12 protein-coding genes and 1 tRNA gene are annotated in these 20,543 nt (G+C 65.6%); 7 read left to right on the top strand and 6 right to left on the bottom strand.

Features of this window, described 5'->3' with window-relative positions:
* The first annotated feature begins 317 nt into the window (after positions 1–317).
* Positions 318–1,385: a N(4)-(beta-N-acetylglucosaminyl)-L-asparaginase gene (locus R2834_10525; protein ID MEZ4700754.1), complete on the top strand. Its 1,068-nt coding sequence runs from the start codon at positions 318–320 to the stop codon at positions 1,383–1,385.
* 91 nt (positions 1,386–1,476) lie between these two features.
* Here the strand turns inward: R2834_10525 and R2834_10530 are convergent, their stop codons facing one another.
* Both R2834_10530 and R2834_10535 read right to left on the bottom strand, forming a co-directional pair.
* On the bottom strand, positions 1,477–2,805 hold the full coding sequence (locus tag R2834_10530) for an O-acetylhomoserine aminocarboxypropyltransferase/cysteine synthase (protein MEZ4700755.1): 1,329 nt from the start codon (positions 2,803–2,805) through the stop codon (positions 1,477–1,479).
* Positions 2,806–2,871: 66 nt separating this feature from the next.
* Positions 2,872–4,533 carry a hypothetical protein gene (locus R2834_10535; protein ID MEZ4700756.1) on the bottom strand — a complete coding sequence of 554 codons (1,662 nt, stop codon included), beginning with the start codon at positions 4,531–4,533 and terminating at the stop codon, positions 2,872–2,874.
* Positions 4,534–4,731: 198 nt separating this feature from the next.
* On the opposite strand from R2834_10535, the gene R2834_10540 reads away from it, so the two are divergent.
* Entirely contained in the window at positions 4,732–6,054 is a 1,323-nt protein-coding gene (locus tag R2834_10540) for a DUF4147 domain-containing protein (GenBank protein ID MEZ4700757.1), read from the top strand.
* Positions 6,055–6,058: 4 nt separating this feature from the next.
* On the opposite strand, the gene R2834_10545 is transcribed toward R2834_10540, so the two are convergent.
* On the bottom strand, positions 6,059–8,773 hold the full coding sequence (locus tag R2834_10545; GenBank protein ID MEZ4700758.1) for a DUF5060 domain-containing protein: 2,715 nt from the start codon (positions 8,771–8,773) through the stop codon (positions 6,059–6,061).
* Positions 8,774–9,160: 387 nt separating this feature from the next.
* On the opposite strand from R2834_10545, the gene R2834_10550 reads away from it, so the two are divergent.
* From R2834_10550 to R2834_10560, 3 genes are all read left to right on the top strand, one after another.
* Complete coding sequence (locus tag R2834_10550) at positions 9,161–11,239, top strand: thioredoxin domain-containing protein (protein ID MEZ4700759.1); 2,079 nt, start codon at positions 9,161–9,163, stop codon at positions 11,237–11,239.
* Between the two features lie 123 nt (positions 11,240–11,362).
* Positions 11,363–12,556: a thiolase family protein gene (locus tag R2834_10555; protein ID MEZ4700760.1), complete on the top strand. Its 1,194-nt coding sequence runs from the start codon at positions 11,363–11,365 to the stop codon at positions 12,554–12,556.
* A 78-nt stretch (positions 12,557–12,634) separates the two neighbouring features.
* The gene (locus tag R2834_10560) at positions 12,635–14,173 is read left to right on the top strand and encodes a hypothetical protein (GenBank protein ID MEZ4700761.1); all 1,539 of its coding nucleotides are present in this window, start codon (positions 12,635–12,637) and stop codon (positions 14,171–14,173) included.
* Between the two features lie 140 nt (positions 14,174–14,313).
* Here R2834_10560 and R2834_10565 read toward each other — a convergent pair whose 3' ends face one another.
* The 3 genes from R2834_10565 to R2834_10575 all read right to left on the bottom strand — a co-directional run bounded on the left by R2834_10565 (position 14,314) and on the right by R2834_10575 (position 17,230).
* A complete protein-coding gene (locus tag R2834_10565; GenBank protein MEZ4700762.1) occupies positions 14,314–14,826 on the bottom strand; it encodes a fasciclin domain-containing protein in 513 nt (170 codons plus the stop codon).
* Between the two features lie 121 nt (positions 14,827–14,947).
* Positions 14,948–15,889, bottom strand: a complete 942-nt coding sequence (locus R2834_10570; GenBank protein MEZ4700763.1) for a DUF4097 family beta strand repeat-containing protein — start codon at positions 15,887–15,889, stop codon at positions 14,948–14,950.
* A gap of 75 nt (positions 15,890–15,964) precedes the next feature.
* Entirely contained in the window at positions 15,965–17,230 is a 1,266-nt protein-coding gene (locus R2834_10575) for a DUF4097 family beta strand repeat-containing protein (protein MEZ4700764.1), read from the bottom strand.
* A gap of 194 nt (positions 17,231–17,424) precedes the next feature.
* Between R2834_10575 and alaS the strand changes: the two genes are divergently transcribed.
* Both alaS and R2834_10585 read left to right on the top strand, forming a co-directional pair.
* On the top strand, positions 17,425–20,268 hold the full coding sequence (alaS, locus tag R2834_10580) for an alanine--tRNA ligase (GenBank protein ID MEZ4700765.1): 2,844 nt from the start codon (positions 17,425–17,427) through the stop codon (positions 20,266–20,268).
* 116 nt (positions 20,269–20,384) lie between these two features.
* Positions 20,385–20,471, top strand: a tRNA-Ser gene (locus R2834_10585).
* Positions 20,472–20,543 lie beyond the last annotated feature (72 nt).

The following is a 20,543-nucleotide window of genomic DNA, read 5'->3' on the forward strand; positions in this document are numbered from 1 at the left end:
GCGTGATATTGCGGGCAAAAGGGAGGAGGAATGAGGATCAAGGAATAAGGATCAAGGAGTTCGGGATCAAGGATTCGGGATCAAGGATCAAGGAGTTCGGATACTTACGATCCCCAACGATCAGGATCCAGTATCTCGCGACGATTATCCTGCATCCTGCATCCCGCATCTTGCATCCCGCATCTTGCATCCCGCATCTTGCATCCCGCATCTTGCATCCCGCATCTTGCATCCCGAATCCCGCATCCCGAATCCCGCATCCAACCTCGAACAACCAGCTTCCCGCCCCCAGCACCACTCATCCAACCCCTTATCCCATGAACACCCCAGCTTCGCGGACGCGCCGCGAATTTTTGAAGGCCGGCGGCATCGCCGGGCTGGCCGCCACCGTCATTCCGGGCGCGGCGAAGGCCGCTGCGGCGCCGTATGTGCCGGCCGCCGGGCCGATCGTCATCGCCAGCGCCAACGGCATGAACGCCGTCGCCGAGGCGTTGCGCCGCATTGAATCGGGCGCGGATGCCATTGACGCGGTCGTGGCCGGCGTGAACCTGGTCGAAGAAGACCCGAACGACATGTCGGTCGGCTATGGCGGTCTTCCCAACGAGGATGGCGTCGTCCAGCTGGATTCCGCCGTCATGCACGGTCCAACGGGCCGCGCCGGCGGCGTCGCCGCCATCGAGGGCATCAAGTACCCGTCGAAGGTGGCGCTGCAGGTGCTGCGCCGGACGGACCACGTGCTGCTCGTCGGCGCCGGCGCGCAGCGCTTTGCCAAGATGCACGGCTTCCCGATCGAGGACCTGCTGACCGACAAGGCGCGCGAGGTATGGGTGCAGTGGAAGGAGGCGCTCTCGAACCAGGACGATTACCTGCCCCCGCACAACCCCGAAGACCGCGACATCGGGATGAACCTCAAGGACATCATGCACACCTGGGGGACGATCCACTGCTCGGCCATCGACCTGTCGGGCAACATCAGCAGCGTCACCACGACGAGCGGGCTGTCGTTCAAGATCCCCGGCCGCGTCGGCGACTCGCCGATCATCGGCGCCGGCCTGTACTGCGACAACGAGGTCGGCGCGGCCGGCTCGACGGGCCGCGGCGAGGCCAACCTGGAAAACCTCGCCAGCTTCCTCATCGTCGAGCGGATGCGCATGGGCGACAAGCCCCAGGACGCGTGCCTCTACGCCTGCAAACGCATCGCCGACCACACCCGCCTCGCGCGGTTGCTGGACGACAACGGCCGGCCCAACTTCAACGTCCGCTTTTACGCGCTCAACAAAGCCGGCGAAGTGGGCGGAGCCGAGATCCGGAATACCGACGGCACCATGGCCGTGGCGGACCGGAGCGGCGCGCGCCAGATCGAGATCGCCTACCTGTACGACTGACGCACGGATGCCCGTGCGATCCATGAAAAAGAGGGCTGACGCGTGCGCCGCGCCAGCCCTCTTTGCGTTTTTTACTTCCTGAAGCGCGGGGTCAGGCCGGCACGGGGGCCTTGGCGAGCGCCTGCTTGAAGTCGGCCTTGATGTCGTCGATATGCTCGATGCCCACCGAGACGCGGATAAGGTCGCTCGTGACGCCGGCGGAAATCTGCTCCTCGGCGGCCAGCTGCTGGTGCGTCGTCGAGGCCGGGTGGATGACCAGCGTCTTGGCGTCGCCGACGTTGGCGAGATGGCTGGCGAGCTGGACGTTGTTGACGAAGGCCTGGCCGGCATCCATGCCGCCCTTCACGCCGAACGCCATGACGGCGCCGAAGCCGTGCTTCAGGTATTTTTTCGCCTGGGCGTGGTAGGGATGATCCTCCAGCCCCGGGTAGCTCACCCACGCCACTTCGGGCTGGTCCTTCAGCCAGCGCGCCAGCGCCAGGGCGTTGTCGACGCTGCGCTGCACGCGGAGCGAGAGCGTCTCCAGACCCTGGAGCAGCAGGAAGGAGCCGAACGGATTCTGGCACGGACCGAAATCGCGCAGCCCTTCCACACGGGCGCGGATGATGAAGGCCACGTTCACCCCGAGCACGCCGGTGGGGCCGAAGACCTCCCAGAAGTTCAGTCCGTGATACCCCGGGGAAGGCGTGGTGAACGTCGGGAAACGGCCGTTATTCCAGGGGAAGGTGCCGGCATCGACGATGACGCCGCCGATGGTCGTGCCGTGGCCACCGATCCATTTGGTGGCGCTTTCGACCACGATGTGGGCGCCGTAATCGATCGGCCGGCACAGGAAGCCGGCGGCCCCGAACGTGTTGTCGACGACGAGCGGTACTCCATGTTTTTCGGCGATCCGGCCCAGCTTCTCGAAATCGGGCAGGTTGAACCGCGGGTTGCCGATGGTCTCGACGTAGATGGCCTTCGTGCGGTCGTCGATCAGGGCCTCGATCGAGTCGGCCTTGTCGCCGTCGGCGAACTTCACGTTGATGCCCAGGCGGGGGAAGGAGACCTTGAACTGGTTGTAGGTGCCGCCATAGAGGTAGCTGGCGGAGACGATGTTGTCGCCGGCTTCCGCCAGCGTGGCGATCGCGAGGAACTGCGCGGCCTGGCCGCTCGCCGTGGCCAACGCCGCCACCCCGCCTTCGAGCGCGGCGATGCGGTCCTCGAAGACCGCCGTCGTCGGGTTCATGATGCGGGTGTAGATGTTGCCGAACTCCTTCAGCGCGAACAGGTTGGCGCCGTGGTCGGAGTCGTTGAAGGTGAACGAGGTGGAGGCATAGATCGGCACGGCCCGCGCGTTGGTGGCGGGGTCGGGCTTCTGGCCGGCATGAACCTGCAGGGTGTCGAAGTGCAGTGGGCGTGGTTGTCCGTTGCTGCTCATGGTTGAACTCCTGGTCGTGGGTGAAAGGTGGATCATCGCCCGCGCGCGACGCAGGGCGCGGGCAGGCTACCGTCTACGCGCGGTAATGCGGCCGGCTCCCTGCCGGCGAATCGAGGCGGTGGCGGAGGACAAAAGCACGCCATCGAGGCGGATTTCGCCTTCCAGAACGATAGCCGATCCCGGAGAAAGGTGCAAACGGCCGTCTTCGGGGATACGGAGGACGCCCTCGGGCGCCACATGCAGCGTGCTCCCGGGGCCGATGTCGAGGTCGCCGGCGACCGTGATATCCGTCGCCAGGTGCAGCGTGGCGCCGTCCCGTATTTCCATCCCCCCGGGAATCGCGAGCCCGCGGCTCTCGCGCCCCATCCACGACGCGCTGCGGATGACGGGGTGGATCCGCGCGTCGGCCACGAAATCGAACCGCATCGTCGCGCCGTCGCCGGGCTCCACGCGGATGTCGTCGATCGCCGCCCACCGCAGGGGCGGTCCGCCCGGATACCGGTTGTAGCCGTTGCTGTTGGGCCGGGTCCACGGCGTGAGCTGGCGCTGCGTGTCCGGCCCGAACAGGTCGCCGGTGTAGGTCCGGTTTTCGGTGTCCAGGTCGAGCGTGTTGTCCGCCGGCAGCACATCCATCCGGTTCCTGTATCCCAGGGTGGCCAGCAGCCCGGTCGTGCGCAGGAGACCCATCTCGAACTGGCCCCGGTCGCCGCCGCGCCGGTACCGATCGAAGACGCCGACCCGCTGGTGGTTGGTGAGGAAAAGCGTCCGCTCGTCGCCCAGGTCGACGCGATAACACGCGCCCGTGGTGTACAGATCGCCCAGGGGCACGCCGGCGCGGTCCTCCGCCAACGTCGCGCAGTCGATCCAGCCGAGCAGGTCGCGTTCGAATGCCGAGATGATCTGATGCCCGCCGCAGTCCATCGCACCGCCGGAGCCGGCCATCAGGACGTAACCCACGCAGTCGCCCCGGTTCGAACGGTTGCTGCTCGCCGGGACGTCGTTTTGTGAAAACGCGGGGATGTGGACATAAAACGGCGCCCACAGGTCGTGCCCGAGTTCGTGCGCCATCAGACGGACGTGGTACATCTGCGGGATGATGTTGCCGGGCGTCCGGTGCATGATGAACGAGCCGGACGTATTCCAGTCCACCCGTTTGCCGTCGAGTTCGAGCGGGGGGAGCGCCACCCGCTGCGTGTACGCGCCGGCGCAGCGCCCGTCCAGGCACGAGGCCCCCGTCCACACAAACCGCTTCGCGTCCCGCTGCGTGTCGCCCCGGATGACGATGAAGAGGTGATCGATCGCGCCGTCGCCGTTGCGGTCGTACCGGCTGAAGTCGAACCCGTAGCGGTCCATCCGGGTGAGCAGCTCCACGGTCAGATCCCCGTAACCGCCTTCCGGGGCATGGTAACGGGCCTCGGGGTGGTCCGTTACCAACACCGAATCGTACGGCTCGCCGTAGAGGACGAACAGGCCCCGCGACTGGCGATGGAAATAGGCGGTCAGGGTGCTGTCTGCATAGGGCGGATTGGGGGATGGGGCGAGCAGCGTACGGGCGAACGCCGGCAGCGATGCCTCGAGGGGCCACCCCCGGGCGTCGAGCCCCGGGTTGCCCGGGTCGATGTCGTCCTGGAACCGGGTGAAGACGATCAGCGCGTGCAGGGTATCCGCCAGCGGATGGTCCAGGGAATACGGCGTCGCGGGCGCGCGCTGGGCGGCAGACGGTACCACGAGGAGGAGGATGGCAGCTGCCGCCAGGAAAGATCGCAAGAAAGGGAACGGCATGGACAGGCAAGAAATCAGCGGAACGGCGTGGATAATATGATGAGCGGGGCCGTAGGTTCTGCATCAGGGTTTCGCGCGCGTCCACCGCCCCTGATCCCACCCCGCCACCCTGATTCCGGAAACCCGATTCCCGAACCCGCGCCGATGAATGAACAGATCGTAACCGATGCCCGCGCCATTTTTAAGGCCGCCGTGCGCGGCGTTCAGGCCGATGTATTGATGGAGCGGCTGGACTGGCCGGCGCTGCTCGGCCGGCCGGCGGAGGCGTTTCGGCGCATTGTGGTCGTAGGGATGGGCAAGGCCGCGATGGCCATGGCCTCCGTCGCCGAGGCGCACTTCGGCGAGCGGGTCGCCGAGGGCGTGGTGGTGGTGCCGCACGGCTATGCGTCCACGCTGCCTTATCCGTTTCGCACGCCGAGGCGGATCGAGACACTGGAAGCCGGCCACCCGGTGCCCGACGAGGCCAGCGCGGATGCCGCCTACGCCATCCTCGACCATGCCACGCGCTGTGGGGAGGAGGATCTGCTTATCGTGCTCATCTCCGGGGGCGGCACGGCGCTGACGACGGCGTTCGCCGAGTCCATCCCGGCCGACGAAGGCCGGCACGTCATCCGGATGCTACTCGAGAGCGGGGCGGACATCGCCGAGATGAATGCCGTGCGCAAGAAGCTGTCGGTGCTCGGGGGCGGGCGGCTGGCGCAGGCGGCGGCGCCGGCGCGGGTGCTGGCGCTGGCGATCTCCGACGTGCCCGGCGACGATTTAACCGTTATTGCAAGTGGGCCGACGGTGCCCGACGACTCGACGTTTGCCGGGGCGATCGACATCCTCAAACGGTATGACCTCTGGGAGCGCGTCGCCGACTCCGTACAGCGGCACCTCGAAGCCGGCGCCGAGGGCGCCATCCCCGAGACGCCGCGCGCCGGCGATCCGATCTTCGAACGCACGCAGACGATGCTCATCGGCCGAAACCGCGACGCGATCGCGTCGGCCTGTCTGGAGGCTACATCGCGGGGCTATCGGGTGTCGATCGTGGACCGGCCGGTGACGGGTGAAGCGCGGAAGGTGGGGGAAGGCCTCGTGGCCGACCTGGACCGGCACGCGACGGACGATGCACCGCATTGCGTGCTCTGGGGCGGAGAGACGACGGTGAAGGTCGTGGGGCGAGGACGGGGCGGGAGAAATCAGGAACTGGCGCTGGGCGCCGCGCTCGCGCTGGAAGGGCGCAAGCGTCCGGTGCTGCTGCTCAGTGCCGGCACCGACGGGGTGGACGGGCCGACGGACGCCGCCGGCGCCTGGGTCACCACCTACACCGCGGAAGCGGCACGCCACCACCGCCTCGATCCGGTCGCCCATCTGGACAACAACGACACGTTTCCCTTTTTCGAACGGATGAACGCATTGCTCCAGCCCGGGCCCACGCATACGAACGTGATGGACGTGATGATCGCCCTCCAGCCGGCTCCGTGAGGCGCTACCGCACCAGCGTCATGCGCCGCGTCTGCCGGAAGGAGCCGGCGTCGAGTCGGTAGAGGTACACGCCGCTGGGCAGGCCGGCCGCATCGAAGACTACCTCGTGCGCGCCGGCGGGCTGCGTCGCATCCACCAGCACGGCCACCGAACGCCCGGTAAGGTCGAAGACCTCGATCCGGACCGGGTTCGACGCCGGGAGGGCGTACCGGATCACCGTGCTCGGGTTGAAGGGGTTCGGGTAGTTTGGTTCGAGCGCGAACGTGACCGGGGTATCGACTGCGTCGGAGGCGATCCGCATCGGCGCGCCTTCGTCAATCCGGATCGTGGCGTCGAGGGCGGGCGCGTCGAGGCCAGCCGATTCGAACTGGAGGTAGAGCGGCGTGCCGCCCGGGTCCGACAGGCCTGCCGCGGCCAGGGTAATTACGCCATCAGCCTCGCGGCTCACGACCTGCCAGTCCGTTCCGCCGGCGGTGGCGCCGAGGAAGCGCGACCGGGACGCATCGTACCGCACGACCAGCTGCGCCGAACGCATGGAGGTGCCGTCGTCGTCGAGGTGGATGGGCACGCGGATGCGGCCTTGCGCGTCGCGCGTCGCGGCGCCGAAATAGGCATGACGCGCCGCGGTCGACGCGGTCTTGCCGGCCGCACAGCCGGCTTCGGCCGGGAAGCAGGTGCGGAGGCCGGCGACGTACTGGAGCACGAGCGAGGCGTCGAAGGCGATGATTTCGCCGTTGCCGGACGGATCCGCGAGGTCGATGGTGGCCGGCGGCAGCACGATCAGGCCGATCGCATGCTGGAGGATCAGGCTGGCGTCGAGCGCCGAGATGGTCCCGTCGCCGGAGGCGTCGCCCATCAGGCCGGCGGTCGGCGTATCCGTGGTGACCAGCGCCGCCCAGTCCAGCGACGTCTGCGAGGGCGGCTGGCCGATGGAAACGTTGCCCGGACCGTTCACCGTCGTGACCGTGCCGTTTTGCAGGGCCCCTCCGGCGCGCGGGTTGTACCACTTGACGGTATACGTGGCCGCAGATCCGGTGATGTTCAGGTTCGTCGTGCCGCCGTTCTTGAGGTAGACGGCGTAGGTCTGACCCGTTTTGGCGAAGACATAGGCGTTGGCGTTGGAAGCGAGGCCGTCGTTCGAGGTCATCTCCGTATAGGGGAGATACTGCTCGAAAAACTCCCGCGCGTAGCGGGTGAAGTTCCAGACGTTTTCGCGGGTCTTGAAGGTCTCGGCGTTGAGGTCGTTGTTGTCGTGCTCGAAGCCGAAGTACCACTCGACGCCGCCGCCGCCGGCCATGTAGTTGCCCCAGAGCACTTCCGCGCGGACGAAGTCGTGGTTGTTGCCCGCGCCGTCGGGCGTAGCGCCGTCCTGCCAGGGGCCGTTTTCGTCCATCGTCACGTACCAGGTGCGGCCGGCGTCGATCGACTTGTTGACCCAGTCCAGCGTCAGGCTGTGCGTGTTTTCCGCCTTGCCGGTCTGGAGCGAGGCGCCGTCGAAATTGACGTCGCCGAGCAGGGGACCGTAAACCGCGTCGTATTCGCCCGGGAAGGTGTGGATGACGACGGGGTGCCCGTAGGGATCGAGCGCGGCGAAGTAGGCCGCAAATTCCTTGCGCTGGGCGGTGGTGTTGTCGTTGTTCTCTTCGCCCAGGTTCCAGGTGATGGCGTGATGATAGCCGAACCGGGCGATGAGTTCGCGATAGTAGAGTTTGCGCAGCCGGCCGAGGGCGCCGCCGTTGAGCAGCAGCTCGTTCTCCGTCTCCTGCGTCACCACGTGGAGCATGATGCCCTTCTTGTCCATGTGGGAAAACACGATGTCCCACTGTGCCAGCTTCGAGACGTCGAACTGGGTGCGCACCGTGGGTGAGGTCCAGGGCCACACGTCGTCGCCGTCGCCCTCGACGTTCATGGTGATGAAGTAGAGCGAGTTGACCCCCTTGCTTCCGAGGTAATTGACGGCGCCGATGATGCCCTTGCCCTTGGTGCCTTTCCAGGTCGGATCGCCGCTCGTCCAGTCGCTGACGTGGTCGGTGTACGACTTGATGAAGTTCGTGCCGGCGTTGTTGTACGTGCCGTCGAAATCCTCATAGGCGAGGAAATTTTCCGGACTGTCGGTGCCGCCCTTGATGTAGTAGTCGCCGTTGTCGAACTGGAGATAACGTTGGCCGACGAAGCGGAGCTTGCCCTTGCCGCGAAAGTCAGGGCCAGTTTTGTCGGTCTCGGTGATGCTGAACGAGCCGAAGATATCGTCGTATTCCGCGACGGCGGTGCCGGCGGTGGGCGATGTGTCGATCGCCACGTCGGTGCCGGAGCGGAAGGAGGTGCGGAAGGTCCAGGTGCCGGTACGGGGCGGGATGAAATGCGCGCGCCACTTGTTGCCGCCGGTGGCGCCGGTCTCGGCCGCGTTGCCGTCGGCGGCGAAGTAGCCGGGGACGGTGACGCTCAGCTCGGCCTGCGAAAATACGACCTCGAACCGGTAGTCGAGGAATGGATTGGGGGTGCCGCCCTCGTCTGCCGTAGGGCCGTCCAGCGTAATCGTAATGGGATGATAGCGTTTCAACTCACCGGTGACCGTCACGGCCATGACGGGTGAGGACGCCGGCGCGGGTTCCGCCAACGCGGCCGCGGATGCGGCGGCCGGGCGGAACGATAAAAGCAGGGAAAGCAGCGCCAGACCGAAGCGGATATCGGCAAAAAACGGCGGTCGGTCGTGTCTCATGAAGGAGATAGGATAACCTTTCGCGAGTAACAGGGAGCGATAATGCGCTAGCAGAAGAGTGGGTCGTCGATGTGCTGCCAGCGCTGGCGAGGGGCGTTCACAATACGATCTGATCGTTCGTCTTGTTCTTTACCCCGTTGGGACCCCTCCAGAATTCACAAGAGTTGTGCCACAATGAAATCGTATGAAGCGTGCGCGTCGGCGCCTCCGGTTCAGGGTGGGCGCGGGGCCGGTGCAAGAGCCTGCCAGAATGCGCCATTTGTCGTTGCATCTTTCCTCATGCCTGTCCTACCATGAACTCGTCTAAGGCGCGTAAAATTAAGCACTTACTTAATGTGATTGCTCGCCCCGCCGGTCCTTCGCATCCATCACCGAAACCTGATCGCTGTGAACAGTCTGAAAGACGAACAGAGCCCCTATCTGCTTCAGCACAAGGACAATCCGGTCGACTGGCGCCCGTGGGGTGACGAGGCGTTTCGGATGGCGGCGCTGATGGACCGTCCCATTTTCCTCTCCATCGGGTACTCCACCTGCCACTGGTGCCATGTGATGGAGCAGGAATCCTTCCTCGATGACGAGGTGGCCGGCCTGCTCAACGACGGTTTTGTGTCGATCAAGGTCGATCGGGAAGAGCGTCCGGATGTCGACGGGGTCTATATGTCGCTCTGCCAGATGTTGACGGGGCAGGGGGGATGGCCACTTACCGTAATTCTCACGCCGGACAAAAAGCCGTTTTTTATCGGGACCTATGTCCCGAAATACAGCCGTTTCGGCCGTTCGGGCATGATGGAGCTTCTGCCTCACATCATGAACCTGTGGGATTCCCAGCGGAGCGAGGTGCTCGAGGCGGCGGACCAACATCACCTCCTGTTGCGCAACCAGACGAGCCACAGCCAGGCCGGCGGATCGCTCGCGCTCGACAGCATCGACATCGCCTTCGACGAGCTGCGCACGCAGTTCGACACCCGGTTCGGCGGTTTCGGGGCGGCGCCCAAATTTCCCACGTCGCACCGAATCCTCTTCCTGCTCCGGTTCTGGCATGCCTCGAAGGACACGCTGGCCATGCAGATGTGCAGCCTCACCTTGCGACGCATGCGGATGGGGGGTGTCTTCGATCACCTGGGTTACGGATTCCACCGGTATTCGACGGACCGCGAATGGAAACTGCCTCATTTCGAGAAAATGCTGTACGATCAGGCGATGATCGCGTTGGCCTGTATCGAGATGCACCAGGCGAGCGGCGATCCGGCGTACGCCGCGATGGTCGACGAGCTGTTCGCGTACGTCCTGCGCGACCTGAGATCGCCCGAGGGGGCGTTTTTCTCGGCCGAGGATGCCGACAGCGAGGGCGTGGAAGGCAAGTATTATGTGTGGACGGTGGACGCGGTGCGGGAGACGCTGGGCCCGTCGCTCGCGCCGGCCTTCATCGAGGCGTACGGTCTGGCCGAGGATGGCAACGTCGAGGACGAGGCCACCGGGCAGAAGACCGGTGAAAACATGCTGTATCTGAAGCAGCAGATCGCCGACCTCGCGGTCACCCGCGGCATCGCCCCGGATGTGCTGGAGGATATGCTCCAGGAGGCCCGGGAAAAACTGCTCGCCGCGCGCCTGCAACGGCCGCGTCCGCGGCTCGACGACAAGATCCTGACCGACTGGAACGGCCTCATGATCGTCGCGCTCGCCCGGGCCGGCGCGATCCTCGACAACCCCGCGTATGTCGCCGCCGCGCGGGAGGCGATGGACTTCATCCTCAGCGCCCTGCGCCGGACGGACGGCCGCCTGCTCCATCGCTACAGGGCGGGTCACGCCGGCATCGATGCGCACCTCGATGATTATGCCGCAACGATCTGGGCCCTGATCGAGCTCTATGAAGCCTGCTTCGACCTCGGCTATCTCGAGCTCGCCGTCGAGCTGACGGACCTCATGATCGCCGATTTCTGGGATCGGCAGGAGGGCGGGTTTTTCTTCACGCCGGCGCACGGCGAGGAACTGCTCGTCCGGCAAAAGGAGGTCTTCGACGGCGCCGCCCCTTCGGGCAATTCGATGGCCATGCTCTGCCTGCTGCGGCTCTCGCGCATGACGGGTCGGACGGATTTCGAGGAGAAGGCCGACGCGATCGGGCAGTGTTTTTCCAAACTGGTCTACCAGACGCCCTCGAGCTTCACCGCGATGCTGTGCGCGGTAGACTATGCGATCGGGCCGGCGCAGGAGATCGTCATCGTCGGCGACCCGGTGCGGGAGGATACGCGCGCCCTCATCCGCGCCGTGCGTGCCCGCTATCTGCCCAACAAAGTCGTCTTGCTCCGCCCTCCGGGCGAGGCCGGCGAACGCCTCGGCCGGCTGGCGCCGTACACCCGCTCGCTGCCGGCACTAAACGGGAAGGCGGCGGTATACGTGTGCGAACAATTCGCCTGCAGCCAGCCCGTGACGCGCCCCGAGGATCTGGACGCCCTGCTCTGGGAATAAGTGCCGACGGCGCGGCTGGCATCAGGTCACACCTTCAACGCGTGAGGATCGGGACGTATCGGGTTCGGTTCGGACCGGGTCGTGCCTCTCCCTGCTATCGTTGAACAGCCTTCCGCTATGCCCATGCGCGACGTATTTATCGCCTCTGCCGTTCGAACGCCCATCGGGCGATTTGGCGGCACCCTGAAGGACTTCTCCTCGGTCGACCTCGGCGCCCACGTCATGAAAGCCGCGCTGGAGCGCGCGGCGATCGCCGGCTCCGACCTCGATTTCTATGTCATGGGCAACGTGTTGCGCGGCGGCCAGGGACAGTTGATCCCCCGCCAGGCCGCTTTTAAGGCCGGGATTCCGGACACGGTCGACGGGATGGCCATCGACATGGTCTGTTCTTCGGGGATGATGAGCGTGATGCACGCGGCCACGATGATTCGCGCCGGCGAGGCCGAGGTGGTGCTGGCCGGCGGCACCGAGTCGATGTCGAACACGGGCTTTTACCTGTCCGCCCGCGCCCGCTGGGGCTACAAGTTCCTGATGGGCCAGCCCGAGGGCGTCACGGATCTGCTGCTCTACGACGGATTGACGGACCCGATGTCGGGCGAGGCGATGGGCGAGCAGTCCGAGCGGCTGGCGGCCGAGGAAGGCGTGACGCGGGAGATGGTGGACGAGGTCGCCTATCTGTCCAATGCCCGCGCGGCCGAGGCGACGGAAAAGGGATGGTTTGCCTCCGAAATTGCTCCAGTGGAATACCGCGAAAAGAAAGAGACCCGGGTGTTCGATCGCGACGAGGGGATCCGCCCCGAGACGACGATGGCGTCGCTCGGCGGGCTCCGGCCGGCGTTTGGCAAGGAGGGCGTGCTCACCGCCGGAAACAGCAGCCAGCTCAGCGACGGCGCGGCGGCGCTGGTGATCGCCAGCGGCGAGGCCGTGGAGCGGCTCGGCTTGAAGCCGCTCGCGCGGATCGCGCGCGGCGCGTGGTCGGCTGGCCCCTCGTGGCGGTTTATCGAGGCGCCCATCGCCGCCGTACAGCGCGTGCAGCGGCAGACCGGCTGGTCGATCCAGGATTTCGATCTGTTCGAGAACAACGAAGCCTTCGCATTGAGCAGCGTGCTGTTTCGCAAGCATCTCGGCGTTTCTTATGAGGCCCTCAACGTCCACGGCGGCGGCATCGCGCTGGGGCATCCGATCGGCTGCTCGGGCGCGCGCATCATCGTGACGCTCGTGCATGCGCTGATCCAGCGGGACAAGCAGCGCGGCCTGGCATCCCTCTGCCACGGGACGGGCGGCGGCACGGCGATCGCCATCGAGCGCGTCGACTGATTGCGGCATGTTTGATGTAGGGGGGCACCCGGAGTCGGCGTGTAGCTGCTTCGAACCAACCCCACATCCTATATGCCCATGCGATTCGGTCGTTTCAGCGTCGCTTTCGGACGCGTTCTCTTTGCCAGTCTCATCCTGATTCAGGTTGCCCATCGGCCGGCGGCGGGGCAGTCCGCCACCCTCGCCGCGCGGATCTGCGTGCGCGACGAAGCCGGCAACGCCGCGCTGGCCGACGCGACCGTGACGGCCCGCAACGAAACCGCGTCGCCCGTCACCGGCGTCACCGCGAACGACGGCTGCGTCGCGCTGAACGTCCCGCTCGCCACCAGCACGGGCGTCGACGACGGCGCGCTGCCGGCCGATGCGTTCGCCACCGGATCCCCCTTCCCGCATCCCGTCAGCGATGGCGCGACCATTCCCTTCGCCGTCCCGGATGCCCGGTATGTCTCCTTTTCGATCTACGATCTCCTCGGCCGGCAGGTGGGGCCCGGTATCGGGCAGATGCTCACACCCGGCGCCTACGGCGTCCAGGTCGACATGGCCGGGCTGCGTCCGGGTCTTTACCTCTATCGGCTCGATGCCGGCGCGCAGATGGCCGCGGGCCGCGTGCTCAAACTGGGCGAAGCCCGTGGAGCCGGCGAGGCGACGGCGCACTTCACGTCCGGCTCGGTCAGCCTGAGCGCCCGTTCCGCCTCCGCGTTCGCCGCCGCGACGCTGCAGATCGACGTCCAGCGCGCGGGCTACGCGCCGGAATCGATGCAGCAGCTCGTGGAGGAGGGGCAGGACGTCACCGTCATGCTGGCCAAAATCGAAGGAACGGCCAACCAGATGATCCCGCTGGACATGATGGGGCCGAACGACACCTACTACGGCCTCAAGGGCGGCCTCGTCGACAACGGCACGCCGACCGTCGAGACGGCCGACGGCAAGATCATCATCATCGCCATCTCGATGAGCAACGGCTTTCAGGAGTTCTCCCGCTTCATCGACCTGTACGAGGGGCATCCCGACGTATCCGACCAGATCGTGCTCATCAACTGCGCGGTGGGCGGTAGCGCCCTCGAACGGTGGCTGTCCGAGCAGACGCTCTGGGATCGCTGCAAGGATAACGTGACCCAGAAGTATCAGCTGAATCAGGTTCGCGTGGTGTGGGCCAAGGATGCCAACCAGGACACCGCGGACGGCATCACCCTGCCCGACGCACAGGCCGATTATTACGATCTGATCGCCAATATCGGCGCACTGTCGCAGAAGATCGGCCAGGAGTTTCCGTCCGTCCAGGCGGTATTTCACACGAGTCGGATTTACGGCGGCTATGTCGAGGACCTCAAGCAGGGCGCTCGCGGGGAGCCGATTTCGTACGAGGGAGGCTTTGCCGTCAATGCCGTGATCGAGAAATGGAAAGCCGGCCAGCTCCCGGGTTCGCCCTGGATCGGCTGGGGGCCGTATGTCTGGGCGAAGGGCGAGGAGATCCCGAATGCCAGCGGCATCACCTGGACCCGCCTCGACTATCAGGGCACCAACGGCGACAACCAGCATCCCTCCGAAGCCGGCGCCAAAAAAGTCGCCGACGCCTTGCACGCCTTCTTTATGCAGTTCCCCTGGTACAAGCGGTGAGGCATGGGCCGGACCGGTCGCGCGTCGCCTCAGGCCCGCTCCAGTCAGCCCCTCCGACCTGTGGAAAATAGACAAAAGGCCCGGATTCCATCGAATCCGGGCCTTTTGACCGTCTTAGCCTGGCGGTGTGACCGAAAGACCTAGTTCGCCGGCGGCAGCAACACCCCGTCGATGATGTGGATGACCCCGTTCGAGGCCTGCACGTCGGTCTGCGTCACCTGCGCGTCGTTCACGAAGACATTGCCGTTCTCAACGCGGATCGCCAGCGAGGCGCCATTGACCGTCGTCGCGGACGTCAGGTTCACCACCTGATCCGCCGTCACTTCGCCGGCCACAACGTGGTACGTGAGGATCGAGGCCAGCTGGTCCTTGTTTTCCGGCAGCAGCAGGTTATCGAGCGTGCCGGCCGGCAGGGCCGCGAAGGCCGCGTTCGTGGGGGCGAAGACCGTAAACGGTCCATCGCCCTGGAGCGTCGCCGTGAGGTCGGCGGCCTGGATTGCGGCGACCAGCGTGGTAAAGCCGCTGTCGGTCGCCAGTTCGACGATATCCGGGGTCGGTTCGTCGTCGTTGGAGTCGCAGCCGGTGCCCGCCAGAAGCAGGCCGAACATCAGGACCGGCATCAGGAATCGAGCGAAAGGTTTGGATGTATGCATGATGATATTACGCTTTGTGATGGGTTACGCGATCTGATCCATGGACTCATCGTGTCGGAATCAGAACTCGTTCCCAGTACACGCGCCGGGGCGATCATGCACAGTGGGGGGATGCGGGCGATCAGGCGGCGACGCAGCGGATGGCGCCGGAGGCCACGAACGCGCGGAGCCAGTTTTTGCCTTCGTTGAGGTGTCCGTCGATCCGTTCGGCCTCGCGCTCGCCGGCGAAGGCGAAGGCGTCGTCGAAGATCAGGGTGCGGCCTTCGAGGAGGACGCGCGCGGCGGCCTTTTTCGCGAGATGCAGCGCCAGTTCGCCGCCCGATACTTCGAGCTGGGTGTCTTCGACGTTGGCCAGGTGCAGCGTGCACGCGCAGGCGCTGGTGCGGGCATCCAGGGGGCCCTTGACGCCGCGGACGTCGGCGAAGCCGCTGTGGAAGATGAGGTCGGTGGCGCCCTCGAGGTCGGCCAGCGTCGTTTCCGTGCCCGACGCCGAGATGGCGATCTGCGGCGCCTTGAGCCGGCGGGCGTCGAGGCGACCGCCGGAGGCGGTGATCGTCAGCTTGGAGCCATCGAAGCCGTCGATGTCGGCCACGCTGCCGTAGCTGAAGAGTTCGAGTTTGCCGTGGAGGCGGGACGCCTTGAGGGTGCTGCCGGAGACCTGCAGCGCGAGCTGACCCTTCAGGTTATCCAGTTCGATGTCGCATCCGGCCGCCTGGATGTCGATGTTGAACGTGCGCGGGACCTTGATCTCCATCCGCATACGGGCCACTTCGCTGGTATTCCAGCCAAAAAAGCCGTCCTGGTAGATGGATTTGGATTCCACACGCACCGTCTGCTTGTCGACGGCGCGGACGCGCAGCTTGACCCGGTCCGTAAAACTCAGGGCTTCGTTTTCGGTGGGGGCGGATACGAAGACGTCAATTTCGACGCGGTTCGCATCGGAGGAAGCGAGTTGGATGTCGGCGCCAGGAACGCTGATAAAGAGGCGACCGGAGGACGCCACGTCGAAGACCTTGTGCAAGGCCTGCGACTCGTTCTTCGAAAGAGGTATGCTTCTCGACATACCTCAAATTAGGGGCTGGGGACGACGTTGCGCAATACCGCCACGACTCGTTTGCGATGGATTACCACTTTTACTTCAATTTTCTCGCAGGACGATCTCGCCGCTGGAGGCCTGCGCTTCGAATCGGTTGCCGCCGCCGTTGACCTGCCCCTCCGCCTCGTTTTTCTTGAGGACGCCGTCGAACGAGAAACCGGAAGCGATCCGGATGCTTTCGCCGCGCATGGAAAGCGTGGCGCGGAGGTCGGTGGGCGCGCTGATCATGATATCGCCGTCCCCGGTCCGCAGGTTGATGTCACCGTCGACTTCCAGGAGCGTCACCGAGAGGTCGCCGCTCGAGGTACGCGCCTCGATGTCGCCCCGGGCGTCTTGCAGCACGATGCTGCCGTCCGAGGTCGTGACGCGGGTACGGGCGGTCATCGCCTGCTCGACGACGATGTCGCCGTCGGAGGTCCGCAGCGTGGCGTCGGCCCCGGAGAGCTTGCCGACGTGGATGTCGCCGTCGCTCGTGCTGATCGAGACCTCCCCGTCGACGTCCTCCAGCTTGATGTCGCCGTCGGAGGTGCGGATGTTGATCGTGCCGGCCGCCGCCCGATCGATGACGATGTCGCCATCCGACGTCGTTACGCTGAGTTCGTCCGTGTCGAGCACGTCCGATACGATGTCGCCGTCGGAGGTGCGCAGGGTGATGCCGGCGCCTTCGAGCGAGCCGGTGGCGATGTCGCCGTCCGACGTCGTGAGCCGCAGATCACCGCGAAAATCGCCCACCGTCACGTCCCCGTCCGAAGTCCGAATATCCGCATCGAGCGCGTGCGGGGCATGCACGACCACGCGGATCTGGGCGCCGCCGTTGCTCTTCCAGCCGTTTCCGTTCCAGTTGCGCTCAGCCGTCCGAACGATCACGGTGTTGCTTTCCTGGAGCACCTCGAACTTCTGGCGATCGAAATATTCGCGGGCGCGCTCCATGTCGTTGCCCTTGAGGAAGACCTCGACGTGGATCTCGTCGGTGTCGTCGTCCAGCAGTTCCAGGTCGGCATCGCCGACGCGGACGGAGAGCGCGGCGTTCGAGCCGGCTTTGAACCGCTCATCGATCATGCGCTCCTCATCCGCCGTGCCCATGATCTGGCGTTGCACGACATGGATGCGGGGCGAGGGGCCATGCGACTCGATCTTCGAAATAACGTGCACGACGGCGTGCTCCGCCGTGGATTTGATCGTGCCGTCGCTCTTCGCCACGTTGACGAGCACCATCAGCACCAGCGCGCCCAGCACGGCCAGCATGACGCGTTTGTAGGGCGGGATGTGCGCGAACCGGGAGTCGTCCGTTCTGGCTTCGTTTTTCATGGCGATCTGCGAAATAGCGTGTCGGGCTCGCGTATCGCGAGCGGGTCGGGTGCGGAAAAATCATAACCTATGCGGGCCATACGAAAGGAGGAAGCCGGAGGTTACAACCGGGGGGACCTTCTCTAGCATCCGGCGTTTACGTAGCCGCTGTTCAACCCGTCATCAAGTCGTTATTTACGTCTTTCGTTCGTCGTATGCCGGTCACCTACACCTCGGAGCAGATCCGCGAAGCCTTCTTTACGTTTTTCGCCAGACACGGGCACGAAATCGTCCCCAGCGATTCGCTCGTCCCGAAAAACGATCCGACGTTGATGTTTACCAACGCCGGCATGAACCAGTTCAAGGACGTCTTTCTGGGCACCGGCGACCGCCCCTACAAACGCGCCGCCGACACGCAGAAGGTGCTGCGCGTTTCCGGCAAGCACAACGACCTCGAGGAGGTAGGGTACGATACCTACCATCATACCTTCTTCGAAATGCTGGGCAACTGGAGCTTCGGCGACTACTTCAAGAAGGAGGCCGTGCGATGGGCCTGGGAGCTGCTTGTCGGCGAATGGGGGCTGGAAGCGGACCGGCTCTATGCGACGGTACATGGCGGCGACGACCGGCTCGGGCTGGCGCCGGATGAAGAGGCCGCCGCGGTGTGGCGTACGGAAACGAGCATCGATCCCGATCACATCCTGTTCTGCGGGTCCAAGGATAATTTCTGGATGATGGGGGATACCGGTCCGTGCGGCCCCTGCTCCGAAGTGCATATCGACCTGCGACCGGACGCCGAGCGGGCGAAGATCCCCGGCAAGACGCTCGTCAATGCGGACGACCCCCGCGTGATGGAGATCTGGAACCTCGTGTTCATCCAGTACAACGCGCAGACGGACGGCTCGCTGCAGCCGCTGCCGGCGAAACACGTGGACACCGGGATGGGCTTCGAGCGCGTCGTCGCGGTGATGCAGGGCAAGCAGAGCACGTACGACACCGACCTCTTCGCGCCCCTGCTGGCGCACGTGGCCCGGCTGAGCCCGATCGAGGCCATCAAGGGCTACGATCAGATCGAGGGCGTCGATGAGGCCCAGCGCGAACGGTACCGGATCGCGATGCGCGTCGTGGTGGACCACATCCGCACCTGCGCGTTCGCCATTGCCGACGGCGTCTCGCCGGGCAACGCCGGCCGCGGCTATGTCATCCGCCGCATCCTGCGGCGCGCCGTGCGGTACGGCTACCAGACCCTCGGTCTACGCGAGCCCTTCCTCCACGCGCTGGTAACGACGCTCATCGGCAAGATGGGGGCGGCGTTTCCGGAGCTGCGCGACCAGCAGGATTACATCGAGCGCGTGATCCGGGCCGAAGAGGAGAGCTTCCTCGAGACACTCGGCACCGGGCTCGTCTTCTTCGAGCGGCTGATGCCGTACATCGAAGGCTTCGCCGCCGGCCGCGCCGAGAGCGAGAAGAAGCGCCTGCTCGCGGATCACAGCACGCTGGATCTGCTGGGCAAGGGGTACGACGTGCAGGACCGGGATACGATGGTCGATCGGTTCGCCGAGGTGGCCGGCAAAGGGCTCCTGCCCGGCGAGATCGCGTTTCTCCTGCACGACACCTACGGATTCCCGATCGATCTCACGGAGCTGATGCTCCGGGAAGTCGGCCACGGCGTCGATATGACGCGGTACCAGGCGCTGATGACGGTCCAGAAAGATCGCGCCCGCGCCGCCACCTCGTTCAAGGTCGACCAGAGCAAGGCGGACGTCTGGCAGCTGGTGGGCGAGAGCGTGGAGGAGTCGTTCACCGGATACGACACGCTCGAGGAAGCCGGCGCGCGCGTCACGGCGTACCGGACGGTGACCGCCGGCGACGTCGAACAGCACCAGGTGGTGCTCGACCGCACCCCGTTTTATGCCGAAAGCGGCGGACAGATCGGCGACACCGGCACGCTCGTGCTGGATGGCGACACCGTGCAGGTGCTCGACACCCAGAAGCTCCTGGGACGCGTCGTGCATATTGTCGACCGTCTCCCGGACGATCTGACGGCCGAGGTGCGTGCGATGGTGGACGCCGATCGACGGGAAGAGATCAAGAAGCATCACAGCGCGACCCACCTGCTGCACGCCGCCCTCCGGGAGGAGCTGGGCGCCCACGTCGCCCAGAAGGGGTCGCTCGTAGCGCCGGATCGGCTGCGGTTCGACTTCAGCCACTACGAGCGCGTCACGCCGGAGCAGTTGCGCCGCGTCGAGGCGCGCGTCAACGCGATGATCCAGCGGAACATCCCGCGCAGGGAAGAACGCAGCGTGCCGGTGGACGAGGCGCTCTCGCGGGGCGCGATGGCCCTCTTCGGCGAGAAGTACGGCGATTTCGTGCGGATGATCACGTTCGATCCGGCCTATTCGATTGAGCTGTGCGGCGGAACGCACGTCGACGCCACCGGCGAACTGGGGGTCTTCCGTTTCGTGAGCGAGGGCTCCGTCGCCGCCGGCGTGCGGCGCGTCGAGGCCGTCGTGGGCAAGGCCGCGCTGGACTACATCGAGGCGCGTTTTAGCGAGCTGGACCGGGTGCGCGGGCTCTTCAAGGTGCCCGGCGAATCGGTCGACGAAGCCGTGGCTGCCCTGCAGGCGGAGCAACGACGCCTCGAGAAAGAACTGGAGCAGGTCAATCAGCAGCAGCTGGCCGGCCGGCTCGATGCGTTTATCGGCTCGGCGCGGCAGGTGGGCGCCGCCCGTCTCGTCACGGGCCGCGTCGATAACGTGGATATGGAGGCGCTGCGGACGCTGGGGCAGACCCTGCGCGATCGTCTCGAGGGCGGCAGCGTTGCCGTGCTGGGCGGCGTGGATCCGGCCGGCGACAAGGCGTATCTCGTCGCCACCGTCAGCGACGACCTGCTCGCCAGCACGAAGGTGAAGGCCGGCGCGCTCGTGGGCGCCCTCGCCCAGAAAGTCGGCGGCGGCGGCGGCGGGAAGCCGCAACTCGCCACGGCCGGCGGGCGGCATCCGGAGAAGCTGGACGAGGCGCTGGCGTCCGTCGCGGACGTGCTGGCGGGGATGCTCTGACCGGCTTTGTCGCGTTTTTCGGAAAAGTGGCGAAGGCGCAAAAAAGTGGGAAACGTATGCCCTGCGCCCGCGTTTAGAGCGCCTGCACCGGTTACCACGCCGGCGGCATCGGAAATGGAGGGGTGCCAGAGTGGTTGAATGGGACGGTCTCGAAAACCGTTGAACCCGTAAGGGTTCCGAGGGTTCGAATCCCTCCCCCTCCGCATGGGCTGACGGACATGCCAGCGTATTTGCAACGCCAGCGTATTTGCAACAGAGCCTCGGACGATCGCGTC

The sequence above is a fragment of the Rhodothermales bacterium genome (genome assembly GCA_041391505.1).
In the GTDB taxonomy this organism is placed as follows: Bacteria; Bacteroidota; Rhodothermia; order Rhodothermales; family JAHQVL01; genus JAWKNW01.

Excerpts from the sequence above, each read along its gene's own strand:
- R2834_10530 (MEZ4700755.1), bottom strand. The coding sequence starts at position 2,805 with ATGAGCAGCAACGGACAACCACGCCCACTGCACTTCGACACCCTGCAG.
- R2834_10525 (MEZ4700754.1), top strand. The coding sequence starts at position 318 with ATGAACACCCCAGCTTCGCGGACGCGCCGCGAATTTTTGAAGGCCGGC.
- R2834_10545 (MEZ4700758.1), bottom strand. The coding sequence starts at position 8,773 with ATGAGACACGACCGACCGCCGTTTTTTGCCGATATCCGCTTCGGTCTG.
- R2834_10555 (MEZ4700760.1), top strand. The coding sequence starts at position 11,363 with ATGCGCGACGTATTTATCGCCTCTGCCGTTCGAACGCCCATCGGGCGA.
- R2834_10560 (MEZ4700761.1), top strand. The coding sequence starts at position 12,635 with ATGCGATTCGGTCGTTTCAGCGTCGCTTTCGGACGCGTTCTCTTTGCC.
- alaS (MEZ4700765.1), top strand. The coding sequence starts at position 17,425 with ATGCCGGTCACCTACACCTCGGAGCAGATCCGCGAAGCCTTCTTTACG.
- R2834_10565 (MEZ4700762.1), bottom strand. The coding sequence starts at position 14,826 with ATGCATACATCCAAACCTTTCGCTCGATTCCTGATGCCGGTCCTGATG.
- R2834_10575 (MEZ4700764.1), bottom strand. The coding sequence starts at position 17,230 with ATGAAAAACGAAGCCAGAACGGACGACTCCCGGTTCGCGCACATCCCG.
- R2834_10540 (MEZ4700757.1), top strand. The coding sequence starts at position 4,732 with ATGAATGAACAGATCGTAACCGATGCCCGCGCCATTTTTAAGGCCGCC.
- R2834_10570 (MEZ4700763.1), bottom strand. The coding sequence starts at position 15,889 with ATGTCGAGAAGCATACCTCTTTCGAAGAACGAGTCGCAGGCCTTGCAC.